20 protein-coding genes and 1 tRNA gene are annotated in these 21,949 nt (G+C 66.9%); 6 read left to right on the top strand and 15 right to left on the bottom strand.

Translation table 11 applies throughout. The features are described 5' to 3' along the window. Positions 1–33: 33 nt before the first annotated feature. The gene (locus QOZ81_RS07165; protein WP_291199446.1) at positions 34–939 is read left to right on the top strand and encodes an RluA family pseudouridine synthase; all 906 of its coding nucleotides are present in this window, start codon (positions 34–36) and stop codon (positions 937–939) included. On the opposite strand, the gene QOZ81_RS07160 is transcribed toward QOZ81_RS07165, so the two are convergent. The 7 genes from QOZ81_RS07160 to QOZ81_RS07130 form a co-directional block, all read right to left on the bottom strand. Then, a complete protein-coding gene (locus QOZ81_RS07160) occupies positions 936–2,564 on the bottom strand; it encodes an ABC-F family ATP-binding cassette domain-containing protein (RefSeq protein WP_291199449.1) in 1,629 nt (542 codons plus the stop codon). The genes QOZ81_RS07165 and QOZ81_RS07160 overlap by 4 nt on opposite strands. Continuing rightward, complete coding sequence (locus QOZ81_RS07155; RefSeq protein WP_291199452.1) at positions 2,564–4,450, bottom strand: mechanosensitive ion channel family protein; 1,887 nt, start codon at positions 4,448–4,450, stop codon at positions 2,564–2,566. Before QOZ81_RS07155 ends, QOZ81_RS07160 begins: the two co-directional genes overlap by 1 nt. 86 nt (positions 4,451–4,536) lie before the next feature. Beyond that, a complete protein-coding gene (locus QOZ81_RS07150; protein ID WP_291199455.1) occupies positions 4,537–4,725 on the bottom strand; it encodes a hypothetical protein in 189 nt (62 codons plus the stop codon). Between the two features lie 82 nt (positions 4,726–4,807). Next, on the bottom strand, positions 4,808–5,704 hold the full coding sequence (locus QOZ81_RS07145) for a proline dehydrogenase family protein (RefSeq protein ID WP_291199458.1): 897 nt from the start codon (positions 5,702–5,704) through the stop codon (positions 4,808–4,810). Positions 5,705–5,877: 173 nt separating this feature from the next. Beyond that, positions 5,878–5,954 (bottom strand) — tRNA-Lys (locus tag QOZ81_RS07140). A gap of 80 nt (positions 5,955–6,034) precedes the next feature. Further along, complete coding sequence (gene trpS, locus QOZ81_RS07135; protein ID WP_291199461.1) at positions 6,035–7,027, bottom strand: tryptophan--tRNA ligase; 993 nt, start codon at positions 7,025–7,027, stop codon at positions 6,035–6,037. Between the two features lie 3 nt (positions 7,028–7,030). Beyond that, positions 7,031–7,780 carry a site-2 protease family protein gene (locus QOZ81_RS07130; protein WP_291199463.1) on the bottom strand — a complete coding sequence of 250 codons (750 nt, stop codon included), beginning with the start codon at positions 7,778–7,780 and terminating at the stop codon, positions 7,031–7,033. 111 nt (positions 7,781–7,891) lie between these two features. On the opposite strand from QOZ81_RS07130, the gene QOZ81_RS07125 reads away from it, so the two are divergent. Next, complete coding sequence (locus tag QOZ81_RS07125; RefSeq protein WP_291199466.1) at positions 7,892–9,457, top strand: aldehyde dehydrogenase family protein; 1,566 nt, start codon at positions 7,892–7,894, stop codon at positions 9,455–9,457. Between the two features lie 16 nt (positions 9,458–9,473). Here the strand turns inward: QOZ81_RS07125 and QOZ81_RS07120 are convergent, their stop codons facing one another. Together QOZ81_RS07120 and mltG are read right to left on the bottom strand one after the other, a co-directional pair. Then, a complete protein-coding gene (locus QOZ81_RS07120; protein WP_291199469.1) occupies positions 9,474–10,253 on the bottom strand; it encodes a TlyA family RNA methyltransferase in 780 nt (259 codons plus the stop codon). After that, the gene (gene mltG / locus QOZ81_RS07115; RefSeq protein WP_291199472.1) at positions 10,246–11,262 is read right to left on the bottom strand and encodes an endolytic transglycosylase MltG; all 1,017 of its coding nucleotides are present in this window, start codon (positions 11,260–11,262) and stop codon (positions 10,246–10,248) included. Before mltG ends, QOZ81_RS07120 begins: the two co-directional genes overlap by 8 nt. Before the next feature lie 47 nt (positions 11,263–11,309). On the opposite strand from mltG, the gene QOZ81_RS07110 reads away from it, so the two are divergent. Together QOZ81_RS07110 and QOZ81_RS07105 are read left to right on the top strand one after the other, a co-directional pair. Then, positions 11,310–12,731, top strand: coding sequence for an APC family permease (locus QOZ81_RS07110; protein WP_291199475.1), 1,422 nt, complete (start codon positions 11,310–11,312; stop codon positions 12,729–12,731). A gap of 123 nt (positions 12,732–12,854) precedes the next feature. Then, the gene (locus QOZ81_RS07105; RefSeq protein WP_291199478.1) at positions 12,855–13,976 is read left to right on the top strand and encodes a saccharopine dehydrogenase family protein; all 1,122 of its coding nucleotides are present in this window, start codon (positions 12,855–12,857) and stop codon (positions 13,974–13,976) included. Positions 13,977–13,985: 9 nt separating this feature from the next. On the opposite strand, the gene rapZ is transcribed toward QOZ81_RS07105, so the two are convergent. Then, positions 13,986–14,837 carry an RNase adapter RapZ gene (rapZ, locus tag QOZ81_RS07100; RefSeq protein WP_291199481.1) on the bottom strand — a complete coding sequence of 284 codons (852 nt, stop codon included), beginning with the start codon at positions 14,835–14,837 and terminating at the stop codon, positions 13,986–13,988. 96 nt (positions 14,838–14,933) lie between these two features. After that, the gene (gene secA, locus QOZ81_RS07095; protein ID WP_291199484.1) at positions 14,934–17,552 is read right to left on the bottom strand and encodes a preprotein translocase subunit SecA; all 2,619 of its coding nucleotides are present in this window, start codon (positions 17,550–17,552) and stop codon (positions 14,934–14,936) included. A gap of 139 nt (positions 17,553–17,691) precedes the next feature. On the opposite strand from secA, the gene ndk reads away from it, so the two are divergent. Next, positions 17,692–18,111 carry a nucleoside-diphosphate kinase gene (gene ndk, locus QOZ81_RS07090; protein WP_291199487.1) on the top strand — a complete coding sequence of 140 codons (420 nt, stop codon included), beginning with the start codon at positions 17,692–17,694 and terminating at the stop codon, positions 18,109–18,111. Between the two features lie 75 nt (positions 18,112–18,186). Here the strand turns inward: ndk and QOZ81_RS07085 are convergent, their stop codons facing one another. Genes QOZ81_RS07085 through QOZ81_RS07075 form a run of 3 tightly spaced genes read right to left on the bottom strand, consistent with a single transcriptional unit; the run spans position 18,187 to position 20,994 of the window. Continuing rightward, the gene (locus tag QOZ81_RS07085; protein ID WP_291199490.1) at positions 18,187–18,660 is read right to left on the bottom strand and encodes a hypothetical protein; all 474 of its coding nucleotides are present in this window, start codon (positions 18,658–18,660) and stop codon (positions 18,187–18,189) included. Then, positions 18,660–20,498 carry a proline--tRNA ligase gene (gene proS / locus QOZ81_RS07080; protein WP_291199493.1) on the bottom strand — a complete coding sequence of 613 codons (1,839 nt, stop codon included), beginning with the start codon at positions 20,496–20,498 and terminating at the stop codon, positions 18,660–18,662. Before proS ends, QOZ81_RS07085 begins: the two co-directional genes overlap by 1 nt. A gap of 46 nt (positions 20,499–20,544) precedes the next feature. Continuing rightward, the gene (locus QOZ81_RS07075) at positions 20,545–20,994 is read right to left on the bottom strand and encodes a GatB/YqeY domain-containing protein (RefSeq protein ID WP_291199495.1); all 450 of its coding nucleotides are present in this window, start codon (positions 20,992–20,994) and stop codon (positions 20,545–20,547) included. 115 nt (positions 20,995–21,109) lie between these two features. Here QOZ81_RS07075 and QOZ81_RS07070 point away from each other — a divergent pair, with 115 nt between their 5' ends. Continuing rightward, on the top strand, positions 21,110–21,571 hold the full coding sequence (locus QOZ81_RS07070) for a chemotaxis protein CheX (RefSeq protein ID WP_291199499.1): 462 nt from the start codon (positions 21,110–21,112) through the stop codon (positions 21,569–21,571). 78 nt (positions 21,572–21,649) lie between these two features. Here the strand turns inward: QOZ81_RS07070 and QOZ81_RS07065 are convergent, their stop codons facing one another. Continuing rightward, entirely contained in the window at positions 21,650–21,904 is a 255-nt protein-coding gene (locus QOZ81_RS07065) for a ferredoxin (RefSeq protein ID WP_291199502.1), read from the bottom strand. Positions 21,905–21,949: the final 45 nt, after the last annotated feature.

The raw sequence follows: 21,949 nt of genomic DNA, 5'->3' as shown, positions 1-21,949 counted from the left end.
CACTCGGATCTCCCGGGTGGCCTCAGGAGTAGCATGCGCGCCCCGAACGGAGGCCATCGCCACCTCGACCAGATCGGAACCGCCGATTCGGGCCGGACGGTGGTTGCCTACCTGGCGTCCCGCTACCCACTCGCTTCTGCGGACGAGTGGCTGCAGCGCATCGACTCGGGGCAGGTCCTCCTCGATGAGCACCCCGCCGGCCCGAATGACCCGCTCCGGGCCGGGCAGCGGCTCGCCTGGATCCGCCCCCCGTGGATCGAGCCCGAAGTCCCCCTGGCAACGGCGATCCTGTACGAAGATCAGGATCTGCTCGCCGTGGCCAAGCCCAGTGGCCTGCCCACCCTGCCCGGTGGCGGGGAGTTCCTCGAGCACACCCTCCTGAACCTGGTGCGGCGGCGCCATCCCGAGGCCAATCCCATGCATCGCCTGGGCCGCTGCACATCCGGCGTGGTGCTGTTCGCGCCCGATGCCGCTTCCGGGAAACCCCTTCAGGCCGCCTTCCAGGCCCCCGGCACCCGCAAGGTCTACCGCGCCCTGTGCAGCGGGCATCCTGCAAGCGATGCCTTCGAGATCACGGCCCCCATCGGCGAGGTCCCCTACGCCCCCCTCGGCAGGCTCCACGCCTTCCATCCCGAGGGACGCTCCTCCTTCAGCCGGGTGACCGTCCTGGATCGCAGAGAGGACTGCACCCTTCTCGATGTGGAGATCAGGACCGGCCGCCCCCACCAGATCCGCATCCACCTGGCCTGGGCGGGGCATCCCCTGGTGGGCGACCCGCTTTACGGCCCCGGCGGCACCCCCCTTGAAGGAACCCAGGCCCTGCCCGGCGACCCGGGCTACCTGCTCCATGCCCACCGCCTGGAGCTGAACCATCCGCGCACGGGCGAGCGACTCGAGCTTACCTGCCCGCCACCGCCGTCGCTTAGAACCTCTCGCTAGTTGTGCACGCCCGGCGCTTCGCGGCCCATGCGTTCGACATATTCAGGGTAGGTGCCCCCGAAGACCAGGGGCCCAGCGTGTTCCTCGCCCCCCAGCTCCAGCACGCGATTGGCGAGACCCCGCAGGAAGGTGCGGTCGTGGGACACGAAGAGCATGGTGCCTTCGAAGTCCTTCAGCGCCTCGATGAGCATCTCCTTGGTGGCCAGATCCAGGTGGTTGGTGGGTTCGTCCAGCACCAGGAAGTTCGGGGGATTGAACAGCATCCGGCCCATGACCAGCCGTGATTTCTCGCCACCCGACAGCGCCCTGACCTTCTTGTCCACGTCGTCCCCGGAAAACTGGAAGGCGCCCAGCAGGTTGCGCAGCACGCCCAGGCCTTCCATGGGGAAGTCCTTCTGCATCTGCTCGATCACCGTGAGCTCGGGATCCAGCAGATCCAGGGCCTGCTGGGAGAAGTAGCCCAGGCTCAGACTGGCGCCCAGCTTCACGATGCCCGAGTCCGGCTGGATCGCGCCCGCCACCATCTTCAGCAGCGTGGACTTGCCGGCGCCGTTCTTGCCCATGACGCACCAGCGCTCGCCGCGGCGGATGTGGAAGGCGAACTGCTCGTAGAGCTTCCGGGAGCCGTAGGCCTTGCACACGCCGTCCAGCATGACCACGTCATCGCCCGAGCGGCCCGGGCTGCGGAAGTCCCACTTGACCACCCGCCGCTGCTTCGGTGGCTCGATGCGCTCGATCTTGTCCAGGGCCTTCACTCGGCTCTGCACCTGCGCGGCCTTGGCGGCATGGGCCGAGAACCGCTCGATGAAGCGCCGCTCCTTGGCCAGCTTGGCCTGCTGGCGGGCGTAGGCGGCCTCCTGGTTGGCGTCGCGCTGCTCGCGCTCCTTCACGTAGAAGTCATAGTTGCCGTTGTAGGTGACGATGTCACCACCCTCGATCTCCAGCACCTTGGTGACCACCCGGTTCATGAAGTCCTTGTCGTGGCTCGTCATGAGCAGCGTGGCCGGCACGTTCTTCAGGTAGGTCTCCAGCCAAAGGATGGACTCGATGTCCAGGTGGTTGGTGGGCTCGTCCATGAGCAGCACGTCGAAGTTTCCGAGCAGCACCTTGGCCATGGACACGCGCATCTTCCATCCGCCGGAGAGGGCGCCGACATCGCCGTCGATCTGCGTATCCTCGAAGCCGAGGCCGTGGAGGCAGGCCCGGGCCTTGGCTTCCAGCTCGTAGCCCCCCAGGTGCTGGTACTCCTCCTGCACGTGGCCGAAGCGCTCCAGCACCGCCTCGAAGTCAGATGTGTCGGGATCGGACATGGCATGTTCAAGATCCATCAGCTCGTGGTGGAGGTCGCCCAGGCGGCCGCTGCCGGCGATGGCCTCGTCCAGCACGGGCCGGCCGGCCATCTCGTCCACCTCCTGCCGGAAGTAGCCGAGGGTGAGCTTCTTGGGCAGGGTGACGGAGCCGTCGTCCGGTGATTCCTCGCCCATGATCATGCGGAACAGGGTCGACTTGCCCGCCCCGTTCGGTCCCACCAACCCCACCTTCTCGCCGGGGTTCAGCTGGAAGTCCGCCTCGATGAAGAGGATCTGCCGGCCGTACTGCTTGCTGACATTGGAAAACGAAATCATCAGGCCTCGGCTTTCACGGTGGGTGCTTCCGCGTCCCCACGGGGACCATGCATGAGCTCCACCACGGCCTGGTTCAGCCGCAGCCGGGTCTCATGGCGCTCGAAGGCGCGGGTGAGGTAGCGGGCGCGGACCTCCATGCCGCTCGGGCCCGGCACCACCTGGACGCCTGGCACCGCCGAAAAGGCCTTCACCCGGTAGCGGGCTGCGGTCTGCTGCCATTCCGCCTCCGCCAGCTTGGCGTTGAGCTGGGTCTGCTGCTCCACCAGACGCTGCACGCCGTCAATGACCAGGTACGGATCCTGGCCCTGGGGGATGACCAGGTTGAGCTCATCCCACATCCACTTGCCGGAGGTGGAGAAATTGAAGAAATGGCCCTCGATGGCGAAATTGTTCACGAAGGCGACCCGGCGGCCCGTGGGGTGGCCCGCATCGCTCCAGCTGCCGGTCTCGAGGATCACCGTCCGGAGCAGCCCGAGTTCGACCACTTCGCCGCCCACGCCGCGGATCTCCACCCAGTCGCCCACCCGGATGCCATTCTTCCCCATGAGGATGAACCAGCCGAAGAAAGCCACGATGAAGTCCTTGAGCGCCACCGTGAGGCCCGCGCCGGCCAGGCCGAACACGGTGGTGGCCTGAGGCGGGATGCCCAGGATGAGCAGGAGGATGGCGAGCGCCACCACCACCCGGAGAATCACTTTCAGCACCGACTTGTGGGCCGCCACCGAGACGCGGTCCTCGTCATGGACCCGGTGGAAGCTCCGCCCGAGGAGCACACCCAGGGCGTAGGCCACCACGACCAGCCCGAGGATCACCAGGGCCTGGGTGAGCACCCGGTGCAGGGCCCCGTTGCGGTACCCGTCGGCCAGGGCCAGCCACGCGCCGTAGGTCTCCGTCAGGGCCTGCTGGTCCTGGACCCGGCGGGCCATGGTGGAGAGCCGGTGCTGCACGTCGCCGTACTGCTTGAGGTAGGTCACGGCAGAGCGGGCCTGATCCCGCCCGGGCCCACCCCCCGACGCGGCGGATTCCTTGACCAGGTTCGCAGCCCAGAACTTCGCGGCCTCGCGGTCCTCCTTCTCCTTCTGGGCCTGGGCTTCGATCTCCGAGCGGCGCTTCGCCAGAGTCTGGCTCTTGGTCTCGGCTTCCAGCCGGGCCTGCTCCAGGCGGATGCACTTGGCGCGCTGGGACCGCCACTCCAGGATCCGGCCCACGAGGCTTCCCGGCTGGAACACCGAGGCGGGCCTGGCGGCTGCCATGGCCTGGGAAGATTCGCGGTCGGCGGCCTCGTGGGCCTCCTTCAGGCGCTTGATCTTGGCCTGGGGATCACCCCCGGCATTGGCGAGGTCGTTGGCCGCAGCCTCGAGTTCGTCCTTATCCAGTTCCAGCTGGGCCTTGGCGACCTCCGTCTGGTCTTCCAGGGCGTCCTTGCGCGATTCCGGGGCCCCGGCGAGCTGCCGGGCGAGCCGCTGGACGAGCTGCTGGTCTGCATCCACCGCGGCCTGGGCCTTGGCCTTCGCCTCGATCAGGTCCTTGATCTCGGGCGTCTGGGGTGGCTGCGCGGTGGCCGCCCGGCGCAGTGCATCGGAAAAGGCCAGGTCCACCGAGTGGTTGCCGAGCCGTTCCGCCTGCAGCGCCAGCTGCTTCTCCTCCTGGGTGACGGCCAGGGGCATCAGGCTGCGGGCGGTCAGCAGCGGGGACTGGTCCACCAGCCGCTCCTGCACCGGCGCCACGCGCCGAAGGCCGCGGCGGGCCGCAGGCCCGGGTCTTTCGTGGGCAGTGGCCTCCTGGGACGCCGGGGCCAGGGCCTCGCGCGTCCACAGCCATCCGCCGGTCGCCACGGCGGCCAGGAGAAGCAGGACCAGGGCGGGAATCCAGGGGCGAATCTTCATGGATCCAGACAATCACGAATGGGCCCGGAACGCAAAAGACCCCGGGGCCGGGCCCCGGGGTCTTTTGACGGGTGCGGTGGCTGGTTTCAGCCCTTCTTGGGGGCTTCCTTCTTCTTGCCGCAGTCGGGGCAGTCCTTGCAGGAGGCGACCTTGTTCTTCTCGCAGCAGGCCATGCCGCAGGCGGGCTTCTTCTTCGCCTCGGGCTTCTTCTCCTCGGACGCGAAGGCGACGAAGGCGAACGAGCTGACCAGGGCCAGCGCCAGGAACTTCTTCATGGAATCCTCCGGATGGGTGGGACACGATCCCACGGGAGCACCATACTCCCGAAAATCGGCTTTCCCAACAGCAAAATCCCGTTCAGCTGCCGAACATGTTCTTCATGACCATGAGCGCCATGGCGGGGTTGGCGGCGAGGCGGCGCTTGAGGTAGTGGACCGCGTACTTCCAGTCCTCCGCGAAGGGCACGTAGAGGCGCACGATCTGGCCGCGCTTGACGATCTCCTGCTGCAGTTCCGTGCGGGGCACGCCCAGCAGCATCTGGAACTCGTAGGCATCCTTCGCCACGCCCTGCTGGTCGAGGTACGCCATGCAGCGCCGGACCAGCGGCTCGTCATGGGTGGCGATCTCGGGATAGTGGCCGTGCTCCAGCAGGAGCTGCACGAGCTCGAAGAGCCTGTCCTTCATGTCCGGCTTCTCCTGGAGTGCCACGTCGGCGGGCTCCTTGTAGATGCCGATGCAGATGCGCACCTTGCAGCGCTTCGCATGGAGGTTCTTGATGTCCTCGGCGGTGCGGAACAGGCGGCTCTGGAGGACGATCCCGAAGTTGTCGAACTCGTCGCGGATCGCCTTGAACATCCGCAGCGTCACGTCCGTGAAGTGCCGGTCTTCCATGTCGAGGGTGATGTGCATGCCGTGAACGGCGGCAGCGGACACGATGCGCCGCAGGTTGGCCTGGCAGTACTCCTCGCTCTCGTTGATGCCCAGCGAGGTCGGCTTGAGGCTGATGCTGGCGAAGGGGCGGTCCTTCAGGGCCTCGACCATGCGCAGGTAGACCTGCACCGTCGCTTCCACGTCCTCGCGGCTGAAGACCTCCTCGGCCAGCAGATCCACCGTGGACGAGATGCCCAGCTTCGCGTGCAACTCGTCGGCCTTGGTGACTCCGCTGGCGATGCCCTTGCCCGAGATGTACGGGGCGGCGAAGGTCCGGACCAGGGGGCCGGGCATGAGGTCGATGATGGCGCGTTTCAGATCCACGGTGTTCCTCCCGGCAACCCTGCTTTTCAAGCCCGGATCCCCCTCGGGGATCGGCTTCCTCAATCAGGAATTATAGCGGCCACCCTCATCCACAACGCGCCCAGGAGAACGAGATGTGACGGGAGAGACAGCACGAAAAAGCCCGCAGATGTTTAGTCTGCGGGCTCCTGGTCTGGTGGTCCCTCCCGGACTCGAACCGGGGACCCTCTGATTAAGAGTCAGATGCTCTAACCAGCTGAGCTAAGGGACCACGAGAAGAAAAGTTTACCAGGGCCGCCCCGGAACGCAAGACCCGGTTCTGCACCGTATCCTGGGGTCCGTGGGAGGCCCTCAGAGCACCGGCATCTTCATGGCATCCCGGACGTCGGCCATGGTCTCGGCGGCCACGGACCGTGCCCTGGCACTCCCGTCCCGCAGCACGGCTTCGATGTCCCCGGGGTGGGCCAAGTGGCCCTCGATCTTCTCCCGCACGGGCTCGATGCGGCGGGTCATGGCCTCGGCCACTCGCTTCTTGCAGTCAAAGCAGCCGATGCCCGCCCGACGGCATTCCGTATTCACCAGCTGGATGGTGTCGTCATCGCTGAACAGCTTGTGGAACTCGAAGACTGGGCAGATGTCGGGGTTGCCCACATCCGTCTTCCGGACCCGCGCGGGGTCTGAGGCCATCTGGCGGGTGCACTTCTCCAGGATCTCGGCGTTGGTGTCGCGCAGGTAGATGCAGTTCCCGTAGCTCTTCGACATCTTCCGGCCGTCCAGGCCGGGCACCTTGGGCGTCTTGGTGAGCACGGCCTCGGGCTCGGGGAAGACCTCCCGCTGGAAGAGGAAGTTGAAGCGGCGCACCACCTCCCGGGCCAGTTCCAGGTGGAAGAGCTGGTCCTCGCCCACGGGCACCTTGTGGGCCTTGTAGATGATGATGTCGGCGGTCTGGAGCAGGGGGTAGCCCAGGAAGCCGTAGCTGCCCAGGTCCGCCACGGCGTTCTGCAGCTTCTCCTTGTAGGTGGGCACCCGCTCCAGCCAGGAGAGCGGCGTCACCATGGAGAGCAGCAGGTGCAGCTCAGCGTGCTCCTTCACCAGGCTCTGCACGAACAAGGTGGCCTGGTTCGGATCCAGGCCCGCCGCCAGGAAGGTCGCCGTCAGCTCGAGGGTGGCCGGCCAGATCTCCTCGACGGACTCGTACTTCGAAGTCAGCGCGTGCCAGTCCGCGATCATGTAGAAGGCCTCGCCCTGGCCCTGTAGGCGGGTGAAGTTGTCCAGGGCCCCCACCAGGTGGCCGATGTGCTGGGAGCCCGAAGGCTGGATGCCGGAGAGGACGCGGTGCTGCATGGATCAGGCTCCAAGAAAAACGCGGGCGACAGCTTCGATGCCCGAAAGAATCAACCCGAAGACAGGGCCGATGACGTAACCCAGCAGACCCGTAAGGGCCAGTACGATCAAGGCCCCACCCATCCAGGGCTGGACGCGGTCGTATTTCGGAAGCCAACGCCAGGGCAACAGGCCCCGCAGGATTCCAGAACCATCCAGAGGTCCCATGGGAAGCAGGTTGAACAGGGCGAGCCCGATGTTGATGAGCACCAGACGGCCAGTCATGGCCAGGGCCAGCGTCATTCCGGTGCCCAGTTCCAGGGCCTGCAGGTTCTCAACCTTCCGTGCGAACAAGGCATGGACAAAGAGGCGCAGCTCAAGCTCCCGGGGCGGTGCCACGAGCTTTACCAGGATCAGAAGGAGGGACAGGAAGATCACGGCCAGCACCAAATTCGAGGCAGGCCCGGCCGCGGACACGATGGCCATGCCACCCCTCTGGGTGAAGCGACGGGTCAAATTCCGGGGGTCCACGGGCACGGGCTTGGCCCAGCCGATGAAGGGAAACCCCGTGGCCATGCCCAGAAGGGGGAAGACCACCGTGCCGAGGGGATCGATATGGGCCAGCGGATTCAGCGTCATGCGCCCCAAGCGGGCGGCGGTGTCGTCCTCCAGCCAGTAGGCCACGGTGGCATGGCTGGCCTCGTGGACGCTGAGGCTGAACAGCAGGGCCACATAGCTGACGAGGATGGTGGGGATGGAGATGCTATCGAACACCCGGACTCCGGCAATATTCCAGTGTACAGGGCGGAGGCCGATGAACCGAGGGATGGCATGCAGAGGCAGTGCTGGCTCTGGTTATGCTTATCCCTCGATCCGGAGCCAGGCATGTATGTGAAAGCCAACTCGCCCCATGCCGCTGCCGCGGGAAAGAGCGTCATTGGGTTCAACCTGATCAATGGCAAGGAGGTCGAGGGCGACCTCTCCCTGATCCAGTCCAAGTCCGCCGTGGACAGCCGGGATCTGGTGGGCATGTTCCCCGACAGCGGCGAGAAGGATGTGGCCCGGGCCGCCAAGGCCGCCGCGGACGCCTTCCCCGCCTGGTCCGGAACCCCCTTCCCGGCCCGGGAGGCCATCGTGCTCCGCGCGGCCGGCATCCTGACCGCCCACCGGGACAAGCTGGCCCGCATCATCACCCGCGAAGTCGGCATGACCCCCCGGGAGGCCCTGGGGGATGTCCAGGAGGCCATCGACGCCTGCGCCTTCTTCGCGGCCGCCGTCGGGGCCCAGGAGCTTCCGGCAGGTGCCGGCCCGCGTCGCCGGCCCGTGGGCGTCTGTGGCGTCCTCGCCACGGGCAGTTCTCCCCTGGCGGCCCCCGCCTGCAAGATCCTGCCCGCCATCCTCTGCGGCAACACCGTCGTCTGGAAGCCCAGCGACAACGCCCCCACCGCTGCCTACCTGCTCCTCCGGGCCATGATGGAGGCGGGCCTCCCTCCAGGCGTGGTGAATACGGTCAACGGCCGGGGCCGGGCCGGCTGCGGCAAGCACTTCCTGGCGGGCATCGACAAGGGTCACTTCCAGTCCTTCAGCTTCGTGGGCTCGGCCTCCCTGGGACGCATCGTGGGGGAGGCCTGCGGCCGGAACCTCATCCTGCCAAGCCTGGACCTGGTGGGGAAAGGCAGCCTGGTGATCCTGCCGGACGCCGACCTGGACCGGGCGGCGGACGATGCCGTCCAGGCCGCCTTCGGCCAGGCCGGCCAGCGCCCCATCGGCTTGGTCAACCTCCTTGTGCACGAGGCCTGCGCGGCGGTGTTCCGACAGCGCCTCCTGGATCGCGTCGCCACCCTGGAGGTGGGCAACCCCCTGACGCATCCGGACGTGGCTTACGGCCCCATGATCAACGCCCGCGCGGCCACGGCGTTCCGCGAGCACTGGGACCTGGGCCTGGCCCAGGGCGCAACGCTGCTCACCGGCGGCGCCCAGTGGACCGAGGCCAACCGCACGGCCCAGGTGAAGGGCGAGATCTCCCATGGCGTCTACATGCAGCCCTGCGTCTGGGAGGGCGTGACCGCCGACATGGGGCTGTTCCGCCACCAGGTGACGGGCCCCACGGTGAACCTGTGCACCTTCCAGGACCTGGGCGAAGCCCTGGGTTGGATCGCCGACTCCACGTCGGGCGCCACGATCAGCCTCTACACTCGGGAATCCGCTCCCATCGAGCTGTTCCAGCGGGCGGGCCGGACGGACATCGCCCGCGTCAACACCACCCTCGATGACCGGACCGCCCTGTTGTCCTTCACCGGCCACGGCACCCACTCGGGCTGTCAGCCGGTCCTCGACGGGTTCACCCGGTGGATGTCCGTGCAGGGCCAGGGTGGGTGGGCTCCGATCACCGCGACCAAACCTCCGGAACCCGTGGCGAGCGCCCTCAAGACCGACTGGGACAGCCTCTAGGCCCAGTTCCGGCAGATCAAAGATCCAGCCCTGCCAGGGCGGCGCCCAAATCCCCGGGCGCCCCGCCCAGGTTGAGACGCAGCAGGAATTCGATGTTGCCCTCGCCGCCCTTGATGGGGCTCACGCCCAGGGCCTGAGGGCGAAGCTCCGTTGCAGCGAAGAAGGTCCAGGTGTCGACCAGGACGCGCCGGTGGACCGCCGGATCGCGCACGATGCCGCCGGAACCCACATCCTCCCTCCCGGCTTCGAATTGTGGCTTCACCAGCAGCACCGCCTCGGCCCCCGGCACGAGGCTGGGCAGCACCGGCGGGATGGCCAGGCGCAGCGAGATGAAGCTCAGGTCCGCCACCAGCAGGTGGCAGCGTTCCGGAATGCAGGCCGGATCCCAGGTGCGCAGGTTCACCTGCTCCATGGAGACCACGCGGGGATCGCTGCGGAGCTTCCAGTGCAGCTGGTTGGTGCCCACGTCCACCGCGTAGACCTTGGCCGCGCCGCGCTGGAGCAGGCAGTCGGTGAAGCCGCCGGTGCTCGAACCGGCATCGAAGCAGGTGAGTCCCGCCGGATCGATGCCCCACAGATCGAGCGCACCGGCCAGCTTGAGGCCACCCCGGCTCACGAAGGGCAGTGCCTCCCCGCGCAGACGGATGGTCGCGGCCTCGTCCACGGCGGTACCGGCCTTGGTGACGGGGCGATCCTCCACCAGGACATCCCCCGCGAGGATGCGGGCCTGGGCCCGGGCGCGGGTTTCGCACAGGCCCAGCTGTACCAGCAGCAGATCCAGGCGCAGCTTAGCCACGGGCCACTTTCTTCTGGCGGGCGATTTCCTTGCGGTATACGCCCACGTTCTTGTTGTGGTCCTTCAGGCTGGGCGCGAAGCTGTGCCCCCCTTTGCCGGTGGCCACGAAGTAGAGGTCCTTCCCGGCCAGAGGGGCCTTGGCGGCCTCGATGGCGGTGGGACTGGGGATGGCGATGGGCGTGGGCGGCAGGCCGGCCACGGCGTAGGTGTTGAACCGATGGGAGCGCCGGATGTCCGCCACCAGCGGGGCGGTGAACCGCAGATCACCGCTGATCCAGCGTGCGTAGAGGCTGGTGGGGTCGCACTGCAGGCGCATGCCGAGGTCCAGGCGCTTCTTGTAGACCCCGGCCACCTTCGGCTGCTCCTCCGCCAGCTTGGTCTCCTTCTCCACCAGGCTCGCCAGGATCAGCGTCTCGTAGGGCGGAAGCACGCCGCCTTCGAGCTTCGGTCGCACCTGGTCGCGGAAGGCCTCCACCAGCATGAGCATGACCTCCTCGGGTTCCATGGCGTGGTGCAGCTTGTAGGTGGCCGGGGCCGTCAGGCCCTCCAGGCTCTCGGCCCCCTCGAAGCCGGCGGTCCGGGCCAGCCGCGGGCTCTTCCAGAGGGTCCAGAAAACCTCTTCAGGCACGAAGTCCTTCAGGCGCTTCTGCACCGACCAGGCATGGGCGCCTTCGGGAATGGAGACGGTGGTGTAGTGGATCTCCGCCCGCCGCAGCTTGCCCGCCACGTCCGAAAGGCTGGCCTGGGAGCTGAAGGTGTACTCGCCGCGGATGAGCTGCAGCTTGCGGGCCCGGGCCCAGAGCTTGAACAGCGAGGCGGAGCGGATCACGCCCTCGCGTTCCAGCTGGTCCGCCATCTGGTTGATGCTCGTGCCCTTCTTCACCAGGACCGTGGCCTCCTGCTGCAGCGGCCCCTGCCCTTTCCAGGCCCACCACCCGCCGAGCACCGGCAGGGCGGCCAGGACGAGGATGGCCACGGAGAGCCGGAGGGAGATGGGGGAACGCGCCATCCCTCCAGGATGCCGTGGTAGCGTGGTTCGATCTACCCAAGGAACCTATGAACGCCACCGGCTACCGCCGTCACCTCGGCCTGTTCTCGGCCACGATGCTCATCGCCGGGTCCATGATCGGATCCGGCGTGTTCATCGTCGCGGCCGACATGGTGCGCACCGGGCACTCGGGCGGCTTCCTGCTGGCCGCCTGGGGCCTCACGGCGGTGCTGACGCTCTTCGCGGCCCTGAGCTACGGTGAGCTGGCGGGCATGTTCCCGCAGGCCGGCGGCCAGTACACCTACCTCCGCGAGACCTACGGCGCCATGACCGGCTTCCTCTATGGCTGGACCTTCTTCGTGGTCATCGAGTGCGGCACCATCGCCGCCGTGGCCGTGGGCTTCGGGAAGTATCTCGGGACCTTCTTCCCGGCGGTCACGGACACCGCGTGGCTCGGGCCCCACCTGGACGTGCCCCTGTGGCAGGTCACGCAGAGCATCGCGGTGGGGCCTTACCACCTGGGCCTGACGCCCTCCCGGCTCTCGGCCATCGCCGTGGTGGTGTTCCTCAGTGCCGTGAACCTCTACGGCGTCAAGCTGGGCGCCCGCATCCAGAACCTGTTCACCGTCGCCAAGATCGGCGGGCTGGCGGCGCTCATCCTCCTGGGCCTGTTCCTGAAGCCCCCGGTGGCCGCCGCCCAGACCCCGTTCCTCCCATTGGATGGCTCCGCCGCCCTGCCCTTCCTGACGGCCCTGCTGGTGGTGCAGACCGGCAGCATGTTCTCGGCGGATGCCTGGAATGCCATCACCTTCATTGCCGGCGAAGTAAAAGAGCCCGAGCGGACCATCCCCTACTCCCTGCTCATCGGCACCACCCTGGTCTGCGGTCTCTACGTGCTGGCCAATGCCGCCTACCTGAAGGTGCTGGGTCCCACCGGCATCGCCAATGCCCCCCAGGATCGCGTGGGCAGTGCCGCCCTGCAGGCCCTGCTGGGCTCCGGCGGCGGCCTCATCATGGCAGGCAGCATCCTCATCTCCATGTTCGGCTGCCTGAACGGTCTGGTGCTGTCGGGAGCCCGTGTCTACCAGCGCATGGCCGAGGACGGCCTGTTCTACCCCAGCGCCGCATCGCTGAATGCCCACGGTGTTCCGGCCTTCGGACTCTGGATCCAGGCCCTCTGGACCTGCCTGCTCACCCTCACGGGCACCTATGGCCAGCTGCTGGATTTCGTCATGCTGCCCACGATCCTCTTCTACGTCTTCACCGTGGGTGGCGTCTTCCTGCTGCGCTGGCGCCGGCCGGATCTGGAGCGCCCCGTGCGCGTCTGGGGCTATCCAGTGGTGCCCGCCCTCTACCTGGTGGGCGCCTGCGCCATCGTCGGCGCCCTCTTCATCCACCGGCCCAGCTACTCCTGGCCGGGCCTGATCCTGGTGGCCCTGGGCTGGCCCGTCTACCTCGCGGTGAAGCCCCGGGTCGCAGCCGCCGAGTAGGCCGAGCCTCCCCACCGCTCTGGACAATCTGTCAAGAAAGTAGGGGATCGGCCTGGGAGTGGCCGACATCCCGGGGATAATCCGGCAAGCACCTACATACCTACACCTCACAGGGGGACTGCCATGAAGCATGTCGTCGTTCTCGGAGCCGGCCGCGTGGGCGGGGCCATGGCCAAGGACCTGGCCCCCGATTTCAAGGTCACGGTCGCGGATCGCTCCGAAGCCGCCCTGGCCCGCATGCAGGCCGCAGGCCTCACCACCCTGGCCGCCGACCTGTCCACCCCTGAGGGCGTGAAGACCGCCGTGGCGGGCGCGGATCTGGTGGTGGGATCGGTGCCGGGCTTCATGGGCTTCGCCACGGCCAAGGCCGTGCTGGAGGCGGGCAAGCCCCTGGTGGACATCTCCTTCTTCGATGAGGACTGCTTCGAGCTGGACGCGCTGGCCAAGGCCCAGGGGCTGACGGCCATCGTGGACTGCGGCATCGCGCCGGGATGCCACAACATCATCCTGGGCGACCTCTCCCGCCAGTGGGATCGCATCACCTCCTTCGAGACTCTGGTGGGCGGGCTCCCCGCGATCCGCACCTGGCCCTACGAGTACAAGGCCGGCTTCAGCCCCATCGACGTCATCGAGGAGTACACCCGGCCCACCCGCTACGTGAAGGACGGCAAGGTCGTGGTCTTTCCCGCCCTCTCGGAGCCGGAACTCCTCGACTTCCCCGGCCTGGGCACCCTGGAATCCTTCAACACCGACGGCCTCCGGAGCCTCATCAAGAGCTTCCCCGGCATCCCCGACATGAAGGAGAAGACCCTGCGCTACCCCGGCCACATCGAGAAGATGCGCATGCTGCGGGAATCGGGCTTCTTCAACAAGGAGAAGATCCGGGTGGCCGGTGTGGAGATCAGCCCCCTCGACCTGACCACGGCCCTGCTCTTCCCCATGTGGTTCATGGAGGAGGGCGACGAGGACTTCACCGTCATGAGGGTCACGGTGGAGGGAGAGAAGGATGGGCGCCCCGTGCGCCACCAGCTGAACCTGCTCGACCGCTACGATCGGGCCACGAAGACCACCTCCATGGCCCGCACCACGGGCTACACCTGCACGGCGGCCGTGCGGCTGCTGGCCAAGGGCGGATTCAGCCGCAAGGGCATCAGCCCCCCGGAGTTCGTGGGCCAGGAGCCCGGCGCCTGGACCTTCATCCGCGAGGACATGGCCAAGCGGGGCGTGGTGTTCACCGAGGGCTGAGCCTGAACCTCAGCCTTCCAGTTCGCGGTGCCGCACGGTCAGGGCCGCCACATCGGCCCTGAGCCGGTGGGCCAGCATCTCCACCAGGGCGACGGAGCGGTGCTGGCCCCCGGTGCACCCGATGGCCAGCGTGTGGTAGGCGCGGCCCTCCTGCTGCACGAGCGGGAGGGACCAGCGCAGCCAGGACTCCGCGCGTTCCAGGAATTCCCTGAATTCGTGGGATTCCAGCAGGTACTGCTGCACGGGCCAGTCCCGGCCCGTGAGGGGTTTGAGGGCCTCGACGTAGAAGGGGTTGGGGAGGAACCGCGCATCGAGGATCACGTCCGCATCCGGCGGGACCCCCCGCTTGAACCCGAAGCTGAGCAGACGCACCGCGGTACTTCTCGTGGGCACCTGGGGCACCAGGGCCGCGATGCGCAGGCGCAGCTCCGAGAGGGTGAGCTGGCTGGTGTCGAGGATGGTCGTGGCCAGGGCCCGGATGGGGGCCAGCAGCTCCCGCTCACGCTGGATGCCTTCGCCCGCCGTGCCCAGCAGCGCGAGGTGGTGGGGGCGGCGGGTCTCCGAGAAGCGGCGCAGCAGGACCTCCTCCGAGGCCTCACAGAAGACCACCTGCACGGGCACGTCGCCGAGGTGGAGTCGCTCCAGCAGCGGGCCGAACTCCTCCGCGAAATCCGCCTGGCGGCTGTCCATGCCCACGACCAGCCGCTCCCGGTTGGGCTGCAGCTTGGCTTCCAGTTCGATCAGGGGCTCCAGCAGCCTGGGGGGAACGTTGTCCAGGGCCGTGCAGCCCGTGTCCTCCAACGCCCCGAGCACCGAGTGGCGGCCAGCACCGGAGAGTCCCGTGACAACGATGAGTTCCATGCCCCTAGTGTGAAACAGGGCCGGAGGCCCTGCCTAAGAAAATCGCAGGGGGCCGGATGGCCCCCTGCGATTTTCTCAATGGGAAGGCAATGAGGATCAATCTTCCAGCCCGCCGGCGGTGAAGCGGAGGACCCGCTGGATGCCATCCGGGGGATTGCCCTGCTCGTCGGGACCCAGCTCGAAGGTCTCCGAGGGGCCGCGGAAGAAGTCCTCATCCGGAACGTAGGCCGGCTGGGGCTCCACGCGGAAGAGGTACGAGATGATCTCGTCCTCGTAGCCGAAGCGCATCTGCTCGAAGTACTCGTAGCTCTCGCGCTTGTATTCCACCAGCGGATCCTTCTGGCCGTAACCCCGGAAGCCGATGGCCTCCTTCAGGTGATCCATGACCAGCAGGTGGCGCTTCCAGGCCGCGTCGATGATCTGCAGGATCGACCAGCGCTCGTAGCTGCGCATGCCTTCGCCGCCCAGGCGCTCGTCCTTGCCTTCGTAGTAGCGCTGGACCAGCGCGCCCAGGGCTTCGCTGGCCTGGGCCTGGGGCATCTGGCCCACGGCATCCACTTCCTCACCGGTCAGCGTGAACAGCTGCTCGACGCGTTCCCGGAAGCCCGCGAGGTCGCGCTCGCCCTTGTCGGGCAGGAAGTCGTTGGCGATGCCTTCGGCGATCTCGGCGGCGACGCGGAGGACGTAGTCCTTGGTGTTGCCCTTGAGGATCTCGGTGCGCAGCCCGTAGAAGAAGATGCGCTGCTTGTTCATGACGTCGTCGTATTCGAGCAGGTGCTTGCGGATCTCGAAGTTGTGGGTCTCGACGCGCTTCTGGCTGCGCTCGATGGCGCGCGTGACCATGCCCGCCTCGATGGGCTCGTCATCATTCATGCCCATGGCGCCCATGAGGTTCTTGATGCGGTCGCCGCCGAAGATCCGCATCAGGTCGTCCTCGAGGGACAGGTAGAAACGGCTCGAACCGGGATCGCCCTGGCGGCCGGCGCGGCCGCGGAGCTGATTGTCGATGCGGCGGCTCTCGTGGCGCTCGGTGCCGAGGATGTGCAGGCCACCCAGGGACACCACTTCCTCGTGCTCGGCCGCGGTCTGCAGGCGCATCTGCTCCACCAGGGCGGAGAACTCGGGCGTTTCGAAGCCCTCCTCATCGTAGAGGGCGATGTTCTTCTTCTTGGCTTCAAGCCGGGCTAGGCCTTCCGGATTGCCGCCCAGGATGATGTCGGTGCCGCGGCCTGCCATGTTGGTGGCGATGGTGACGGCGCCCTTGCGGCCGGCCTGGGCCACGATCTCGGCCTCCCGCTCGTGGTGCTTCGCGTTCAGCACCACGTGGGGGATGCGGGCCGCCTTGAGGGCGTCGGACAGGTCCTCGCTGCTTTCGATGCTGGCCGTGCCCACCAGCATGGGCTGGCCCTTGGTGTGCAGGTCCTTGATCTCCTCCACGATGGCCTTCTTCTTGCCGCTCCGGGTGGAATAGACCGTATCGGCAAAGTCCTTGCGGACCATGGGCATGTTGGTGGGCACCACGATCACGTCCAGCTTGTAGATGGAGTGGAGCTCCGTGGCCTCCGTCTCGGCCGTGCCGGTCATGCCGGCCAGCGTCTTGTACATGCGGAAGAAGTTCTGGAAGGTGACGGTGGCGAGGGTCTGGTTCTCGGCGTTGACCTCCACGCCCTCCTTGGCCTCGATGGCCTGGTGCAGGCCGTTGGACCAGCGGCGGCCCGGCATGAGGCGGCCCGTGAACTCGTCCACGATGACCACTTCCATGCCCTTGCCATCCTCCTTGGGGCGGACCATGTAGTCCACGTCCAGGCGGTAGAGGTTGTGGGCCAGGAGGGCCTGGTTCAACCCGTGCAGGGTCTCGATGCTGGTCGGATCGTAGAGGTTCGTCACGCCCAGCAGCTGCTCGGCGTAGTGGATGCCGTCATCCGTCAGCATCACCTGGCGGTCCTTCTCATCCACCTTGTAGTGGGTGTCCTTCTTGAGCTTGGGAACGATGGCATCGATGCGGAAGTACTTGGAGGTGTCCTCCTCGCTGCTGCCGGCGATGATGAGCGGCGTCCGGGCCTCGTCGATGAGGATGCTGTCCACTTCGTCCACGATGGCAAAGTTGAAGCCGCGCTGGGTGAAGTCCTCCAGGTCCCACTTCATGTTGTCGCGGAGGTAGTCGAAGCCCAGCTCGTTGTTGGTGGCGTAGGTGATGTCGGAGCCGTAGGCGTCCCGCCGCTGCTGGTCGTCGAGGCCGTGCTGGATGATGCCGACGCTCAGGCCCAGCCAGGTGTAGAGGCGGCCCATCCACTCGGCGTCGCGGCGGGCCAGGTAGTCGTTCACCGTGACCAGGTGAGCGCCCTTGCCTGCCAGGGCGTTCAGGTAGAGCGGCAGCGTGGCCGTGAGCGTCTTGCCCTCACCCGTGCGCATCTCGGCGACCTTGCCCTCGTGCAGGGCCATGCCGCCCACCAGCTGCACGTCGAAGTGCCGCATCTTGAGGACGCGCTTGCTGGCCTCGCGGGCTACGGCGAAGGCTTCGGGGAGGATGTCCTCCAGGGTGGCGCCGTTCGCCAGCTTCTCCTTGAGATAGGGGGTCTTGGCCTTCAGGGCCTCGTCGCTCAGCGCCGAGATCTCCGGCTCGAGGACGTTGATGGCCTGGACCTTGGCCCAGAGGCGCTTCAGCTCCCGGTCGTTCTTGGAGCCGATGAGTTTCTTGAGAAAGTTATCGAGCATGGAGCCGTCCAGTCGCGTAAACCATCGATTGTAGCGCGATGAGTCGCCATTTCCCAGCGCCCGTGACTGCCCTCAAGCCTTCGTGGTTGCCGAAGTTACCCCTTCAGGGCACACTGATCGTTTGGATTCCGGAGGCACCATGGCCCTAGAGCGCACCTTTGCCATCGTCAAGCCCGACGCCGTCAAGGACGGCCACGTCGGCGAGATCATCACCGCCATCGAGCAGAGCGGCCTGAAGATCGTGGGCCTGAAGCTGACCCGGCTCACCCCCGCCATCTGCCAGGGCTTCTACCACGAGCACGTGGGCAAGGGCTTCTACCCCGAGCTCGAGGCCTTCATGACTGAGGGCCCCGTGGCGATCATGGTGCTCGAGGGCGAGAACGCCATCCTCCGCTGGCGCGACCTCATGGGCGCCACCAATCCCGCCAATGCCGCCGAAGGCACCCTCCGCAAGCGCTTCGGCGCCAACATCGGCCGCAACGCCACCCATGGCAGCGACAAGCCCGAGAGCGCGAAGTTCGAGGTGGGCTACTTCTTCAATGCGTTCGAGCAGCACTGAACTCTCAGGCGCAGCCCCTGCGAAAATCGGCGCCGTCGGCGCCGATTTTCGTTTGAACAGAAGGTGATTGGAACCTCAGCCCTCCGCCACCGCCTGCAGGGCCGACTGGCAGAGGCGCCGGACACCGGGCAGCAGATCCGCGTTCAGCAGGCCCTTGTCGCTGAACCACTGTCCGCCGGCGGGCGGCGGCGGCAGCAGGTCGTCGGGCGCCTTGGTGCGGAGGAGGTGGCTGAGGTAGAGGCGCTGCTGGCCCTCGAGACCCTCCAGGCGCAGGAGCCAGGGGGTGGGCAGGCGGCTGGTGCGCTCATCGAACACCACCGGCAGCACCGAGCTGTCCACGAATCGGAAGGGGATGCCCCAGGCGGCCTCGATCTGCGCGTTGAGGAGCGAGGTGGGGAGGAAGCCCGGCGACCAGGGGATCTGGGCGGGCATGAGCAGGCCCCGATGGGGGCTGTGCGGTGAAGGCACGAGCAGGACGAAGGGCGTCTGCTGGCCGTGGACCAGCACCCCTTCGATGAATGTGGTGAGGTGGACCCGGCCTTCTGCCATCAGCGCCCTCCTGCGGTTTCCAGCTCCAGCATGATGCGATCCCGGGCCGCGGAGACTTCCGCCACGGCCGCTTCGGGCTTGAGCTTGATCACGTCCTTGGTGCGGCGGTCGCGCAGCTCCACGATGCCGTCCTTCAGGCCCTTGGCGCCCACGGTGATGCGCAGGGGGAAACCCAGCAGGTCGGCATCCTTGAACTTGGCGCCGGGGCTCATGCCCTCCCGGTCGTCATGGAGCACCTCGAAACCGGCGGCCTCGAGATCCTTCTCCACCTGCGTGGCCACACCGGCCACGTCGGCGCTGGCCGGATCCAGACAGAGCAGGTGCACCTGGTAGGGCGCGATGGGCCAGGGCCAGATGATGCCGTCGGCGTCGTAGTTCTGTTCCACGGCGGCGGCCACCGTGCGCGTGATGCCGATGCCATAGCAGCCCATCACCATCGGATTTTCCTTGCCCTGCTCATCCAGGAAGGTGCAGCCCATGGACTTGGAATACTTGATGCCGAGCTTGAAGACCTGGCCCACCTCGATGCCGCGGAAGGGCTGGTACCGCCCCTTCCCACAGCGGGTGCAGGTGTCCCCTTCGGCGGCCATGCGCAGGTCCGTGAAGGTGCAGCCGGGCAGATCACGGACGGGGTCCAGGCCGAAGTGGTGGTAGTCCGTCCGGTTCGCGCCGCAGGTGAGGTTCACGGCGCCCTTCAGGCTGGCGTCCACCAGGACCTGGACGTCCTTGAGCCCCACGGGCCCCATGAAGCCAGTCTTGGCGCCGGTGAAGGCCTCGGCCTCCTCCAGGGGTAGGAGCTCCATTTCCGCGGCCCCGGTGAAGTTCTTCACCTTGACGGGATTGACCTCATGGTCGCCCCGCAGGACGGCACCCACCAGCTTGGTGGCGCCATCGCCGAACGTGACGCGGTAGAGGAAGAACTTGCTGGTCTGCTCGATGGGCATGCCATCGTGCTCGGCATCCTTCATCCCCGCCGCCTGCTCCACCTGGCCCACCACGCCGGGCGTGGCGAAGTGATCCCGCTTCAGCTCAAAGGCGGTTCCATTCTCTCCGGCGCCCAGCGCCGGAGCCTCCGTCTTCTCGATGTTCGACGTGTAATCGCACCCGTCGCAGCTCAGGATGGCGTCCTCACCGCTGCCCGCCAGCACGTGGAACTCGTGGGTGAAGCTGCCGCCGATGGCGCCGCTGTCGGCCTCCACGGGGCGGAACTTCACGCCCAGGCGCGAGAAGATCCGCTTGTAGGCGTTGAACATGGCCCAGTATTCCCGGTCGGCGCAGGCATCGTCGGGATGGAAGGAGTAGCCGTCCTTCATGGTGAACTCGCGGCCCCGCATGAGGCCGAAGCGCGGGCGGCGCTCGTCCCGGAACTTGGTCTGGATCTGGAAGAGGTTCATGGGCAGCTGCTTGTAGCTGCGCACGTTCTTGCGGACGATGTCGGTGATCACTTCCTCGTGGGTGGGCCCCAGGCAGAAGTTGTAGAAGTCCCGCTCGTCGGGTTTCTCGCCACGGGCGCGGCGCTCGGCCACCTCGGCCTTGGCCTTGCGGTCGCAGAAGCGGAGCAGCTCGTCGCCGTAGAACTTCCAGCGCCCGCTCTCCTGCCACAGCTCGGCCGGCAGCACGGCCGGCATGAGCAGCTCCTGGCAGCCATCCTTGGCCAGCTCCTCGCGGACGATCTCCTCGAACTTGCGGATGCTCCGGAAGGCCAGGGGCAGGTAGCTGTAGATCCCGGCCGCCACCTTCTGGATCATGCCAGCCCGCATCATGAGCTGCTGGCTCACGACATCGGCATCGCGCGGCGTCTCGCGCAGGGTCTGGATCAGGAGCTTCGACTGCTTCATGGGGTCCTCGAACCTTCGAGTCTAACCCATGAAGCTGGCACGAGCCTCAGGCGAGGAGCGACTGCACCAGGATCGAGGCGGCCTTGCCATCGTAGGCGGTGCCATGGGCCGCCTGCAGGGCCTTCATCACCAGCCCCATGTCCTTTTTGGAGCTCGCCCCGCTGCTGGCGATGGCCTCCTTCACGGCCGCCTCCAGGGCCGGTCCCTCGATCATGGCCGGCAGATAGGGTTTCAGCAGTTCGATCTCCTGCCGCTCCTGGGCGGCCCGCTCCGCCTGCCCCACTTTCTCGAACTGGGCGACGCTGTCCTCCCGGGACTTCACCAGGCGCTTGAACACGGCGATGGCCTCCGCCTCGGGCAGGGTCCCCTGGGGGCCCAGGCCCTTGGCCACCGCCTCGTTCTTGTAGGCGGCCAGGGCCATGCGGAGCACCTGGGTGCGCGCCGCATCCCGGGCCAGCATGGCGGTCTTCAGATCGGCCTGCAGGCGGATGAGCATGGGCAACTCCTGGAATTCTCCATGGTGACCCCAGTGCCCATCCCCCTCAATGCCAGAAGTCATGCCCCCCGGAACCTTGACCGAAACAAGGGAAAGTCAAACCGACCGGGGTCCCATGAACGTCGCCTTCATCAATCCCTTCATCGAATCCACCCTCCGCAGCCTCGAGATGATGGCCAGCATCGCGGCCGAGAAGATCGGCCTGTCGGTCAAAGAGGACCTCATCACCACCTACGACATCTCGGCCATCATCGGCATCACGGGGGACACGTCCGGCTCCATCATCCTGAGCTTCCCGGCCTCCCTGGCCTGCCGCATCGCCAGCAACATGCTCATGGAGGAGATCGCCACCCTGGACCAGAGCGTGGAGGATGCCGTTGGCGAGATCGGCAACATCGTGGTGGGCGACGCCCGCCGCCTGCTGATCCAGGACGGCTTCAGCCTCAACATCTCCGTGCCCACCGTCGTGGTCGGCAAGGGGCACAAGATCAGCCGCAGCGGCGACGTCCCCTGCATCGCCATCCCCTTCAAGACGGAGTTCGGCGAGTTCGAAGTCAACGTGGGGCTGAAGGAATAGGCCACCGGAACAACGAAAAGGGCGCCGCGAGGCGCCCTTTTCGTATCTGAAACGGCGGAGCCGTTTCAGCCTTGGGGCTTAGACCTTGTCGAACTTGATGACTTCCACGGGGCAGCTGGCGGCGGCGGCCTCGATGGCGGCCTCCTGGGCGGTCTGGACGTCATCGTTCAGCTCGCTCATCTCGTCGCGGTTCTCGCTGTCCACGCCATCCTTGCGGACCGAGCCGTTGATGTTGCAGCTGGTGTCGGTGACGTGGAACACGTCGGGGCACTCGGCCTCGCAGGCGTTGCATACGATGCAGCCTTCTTCGATCCAGACTTTGGTGATGGCCATGGTCGTCTCCTCGCGATTCATATAGGGGGCCCTGCATGGGCGGAC

The organism is Geothrix sp. (genome assembly GCF_030219325.1).
GTDB lineage: Bacteria > Acidobacteriota > Holophagae > Holophagales > Holophagaceae > Geothrix.
The sequence above is the reverse complement of the archived record's forward strand: the minus strand, read 5'-3'. Positions and strand labels throughout refer to the sequence as shown.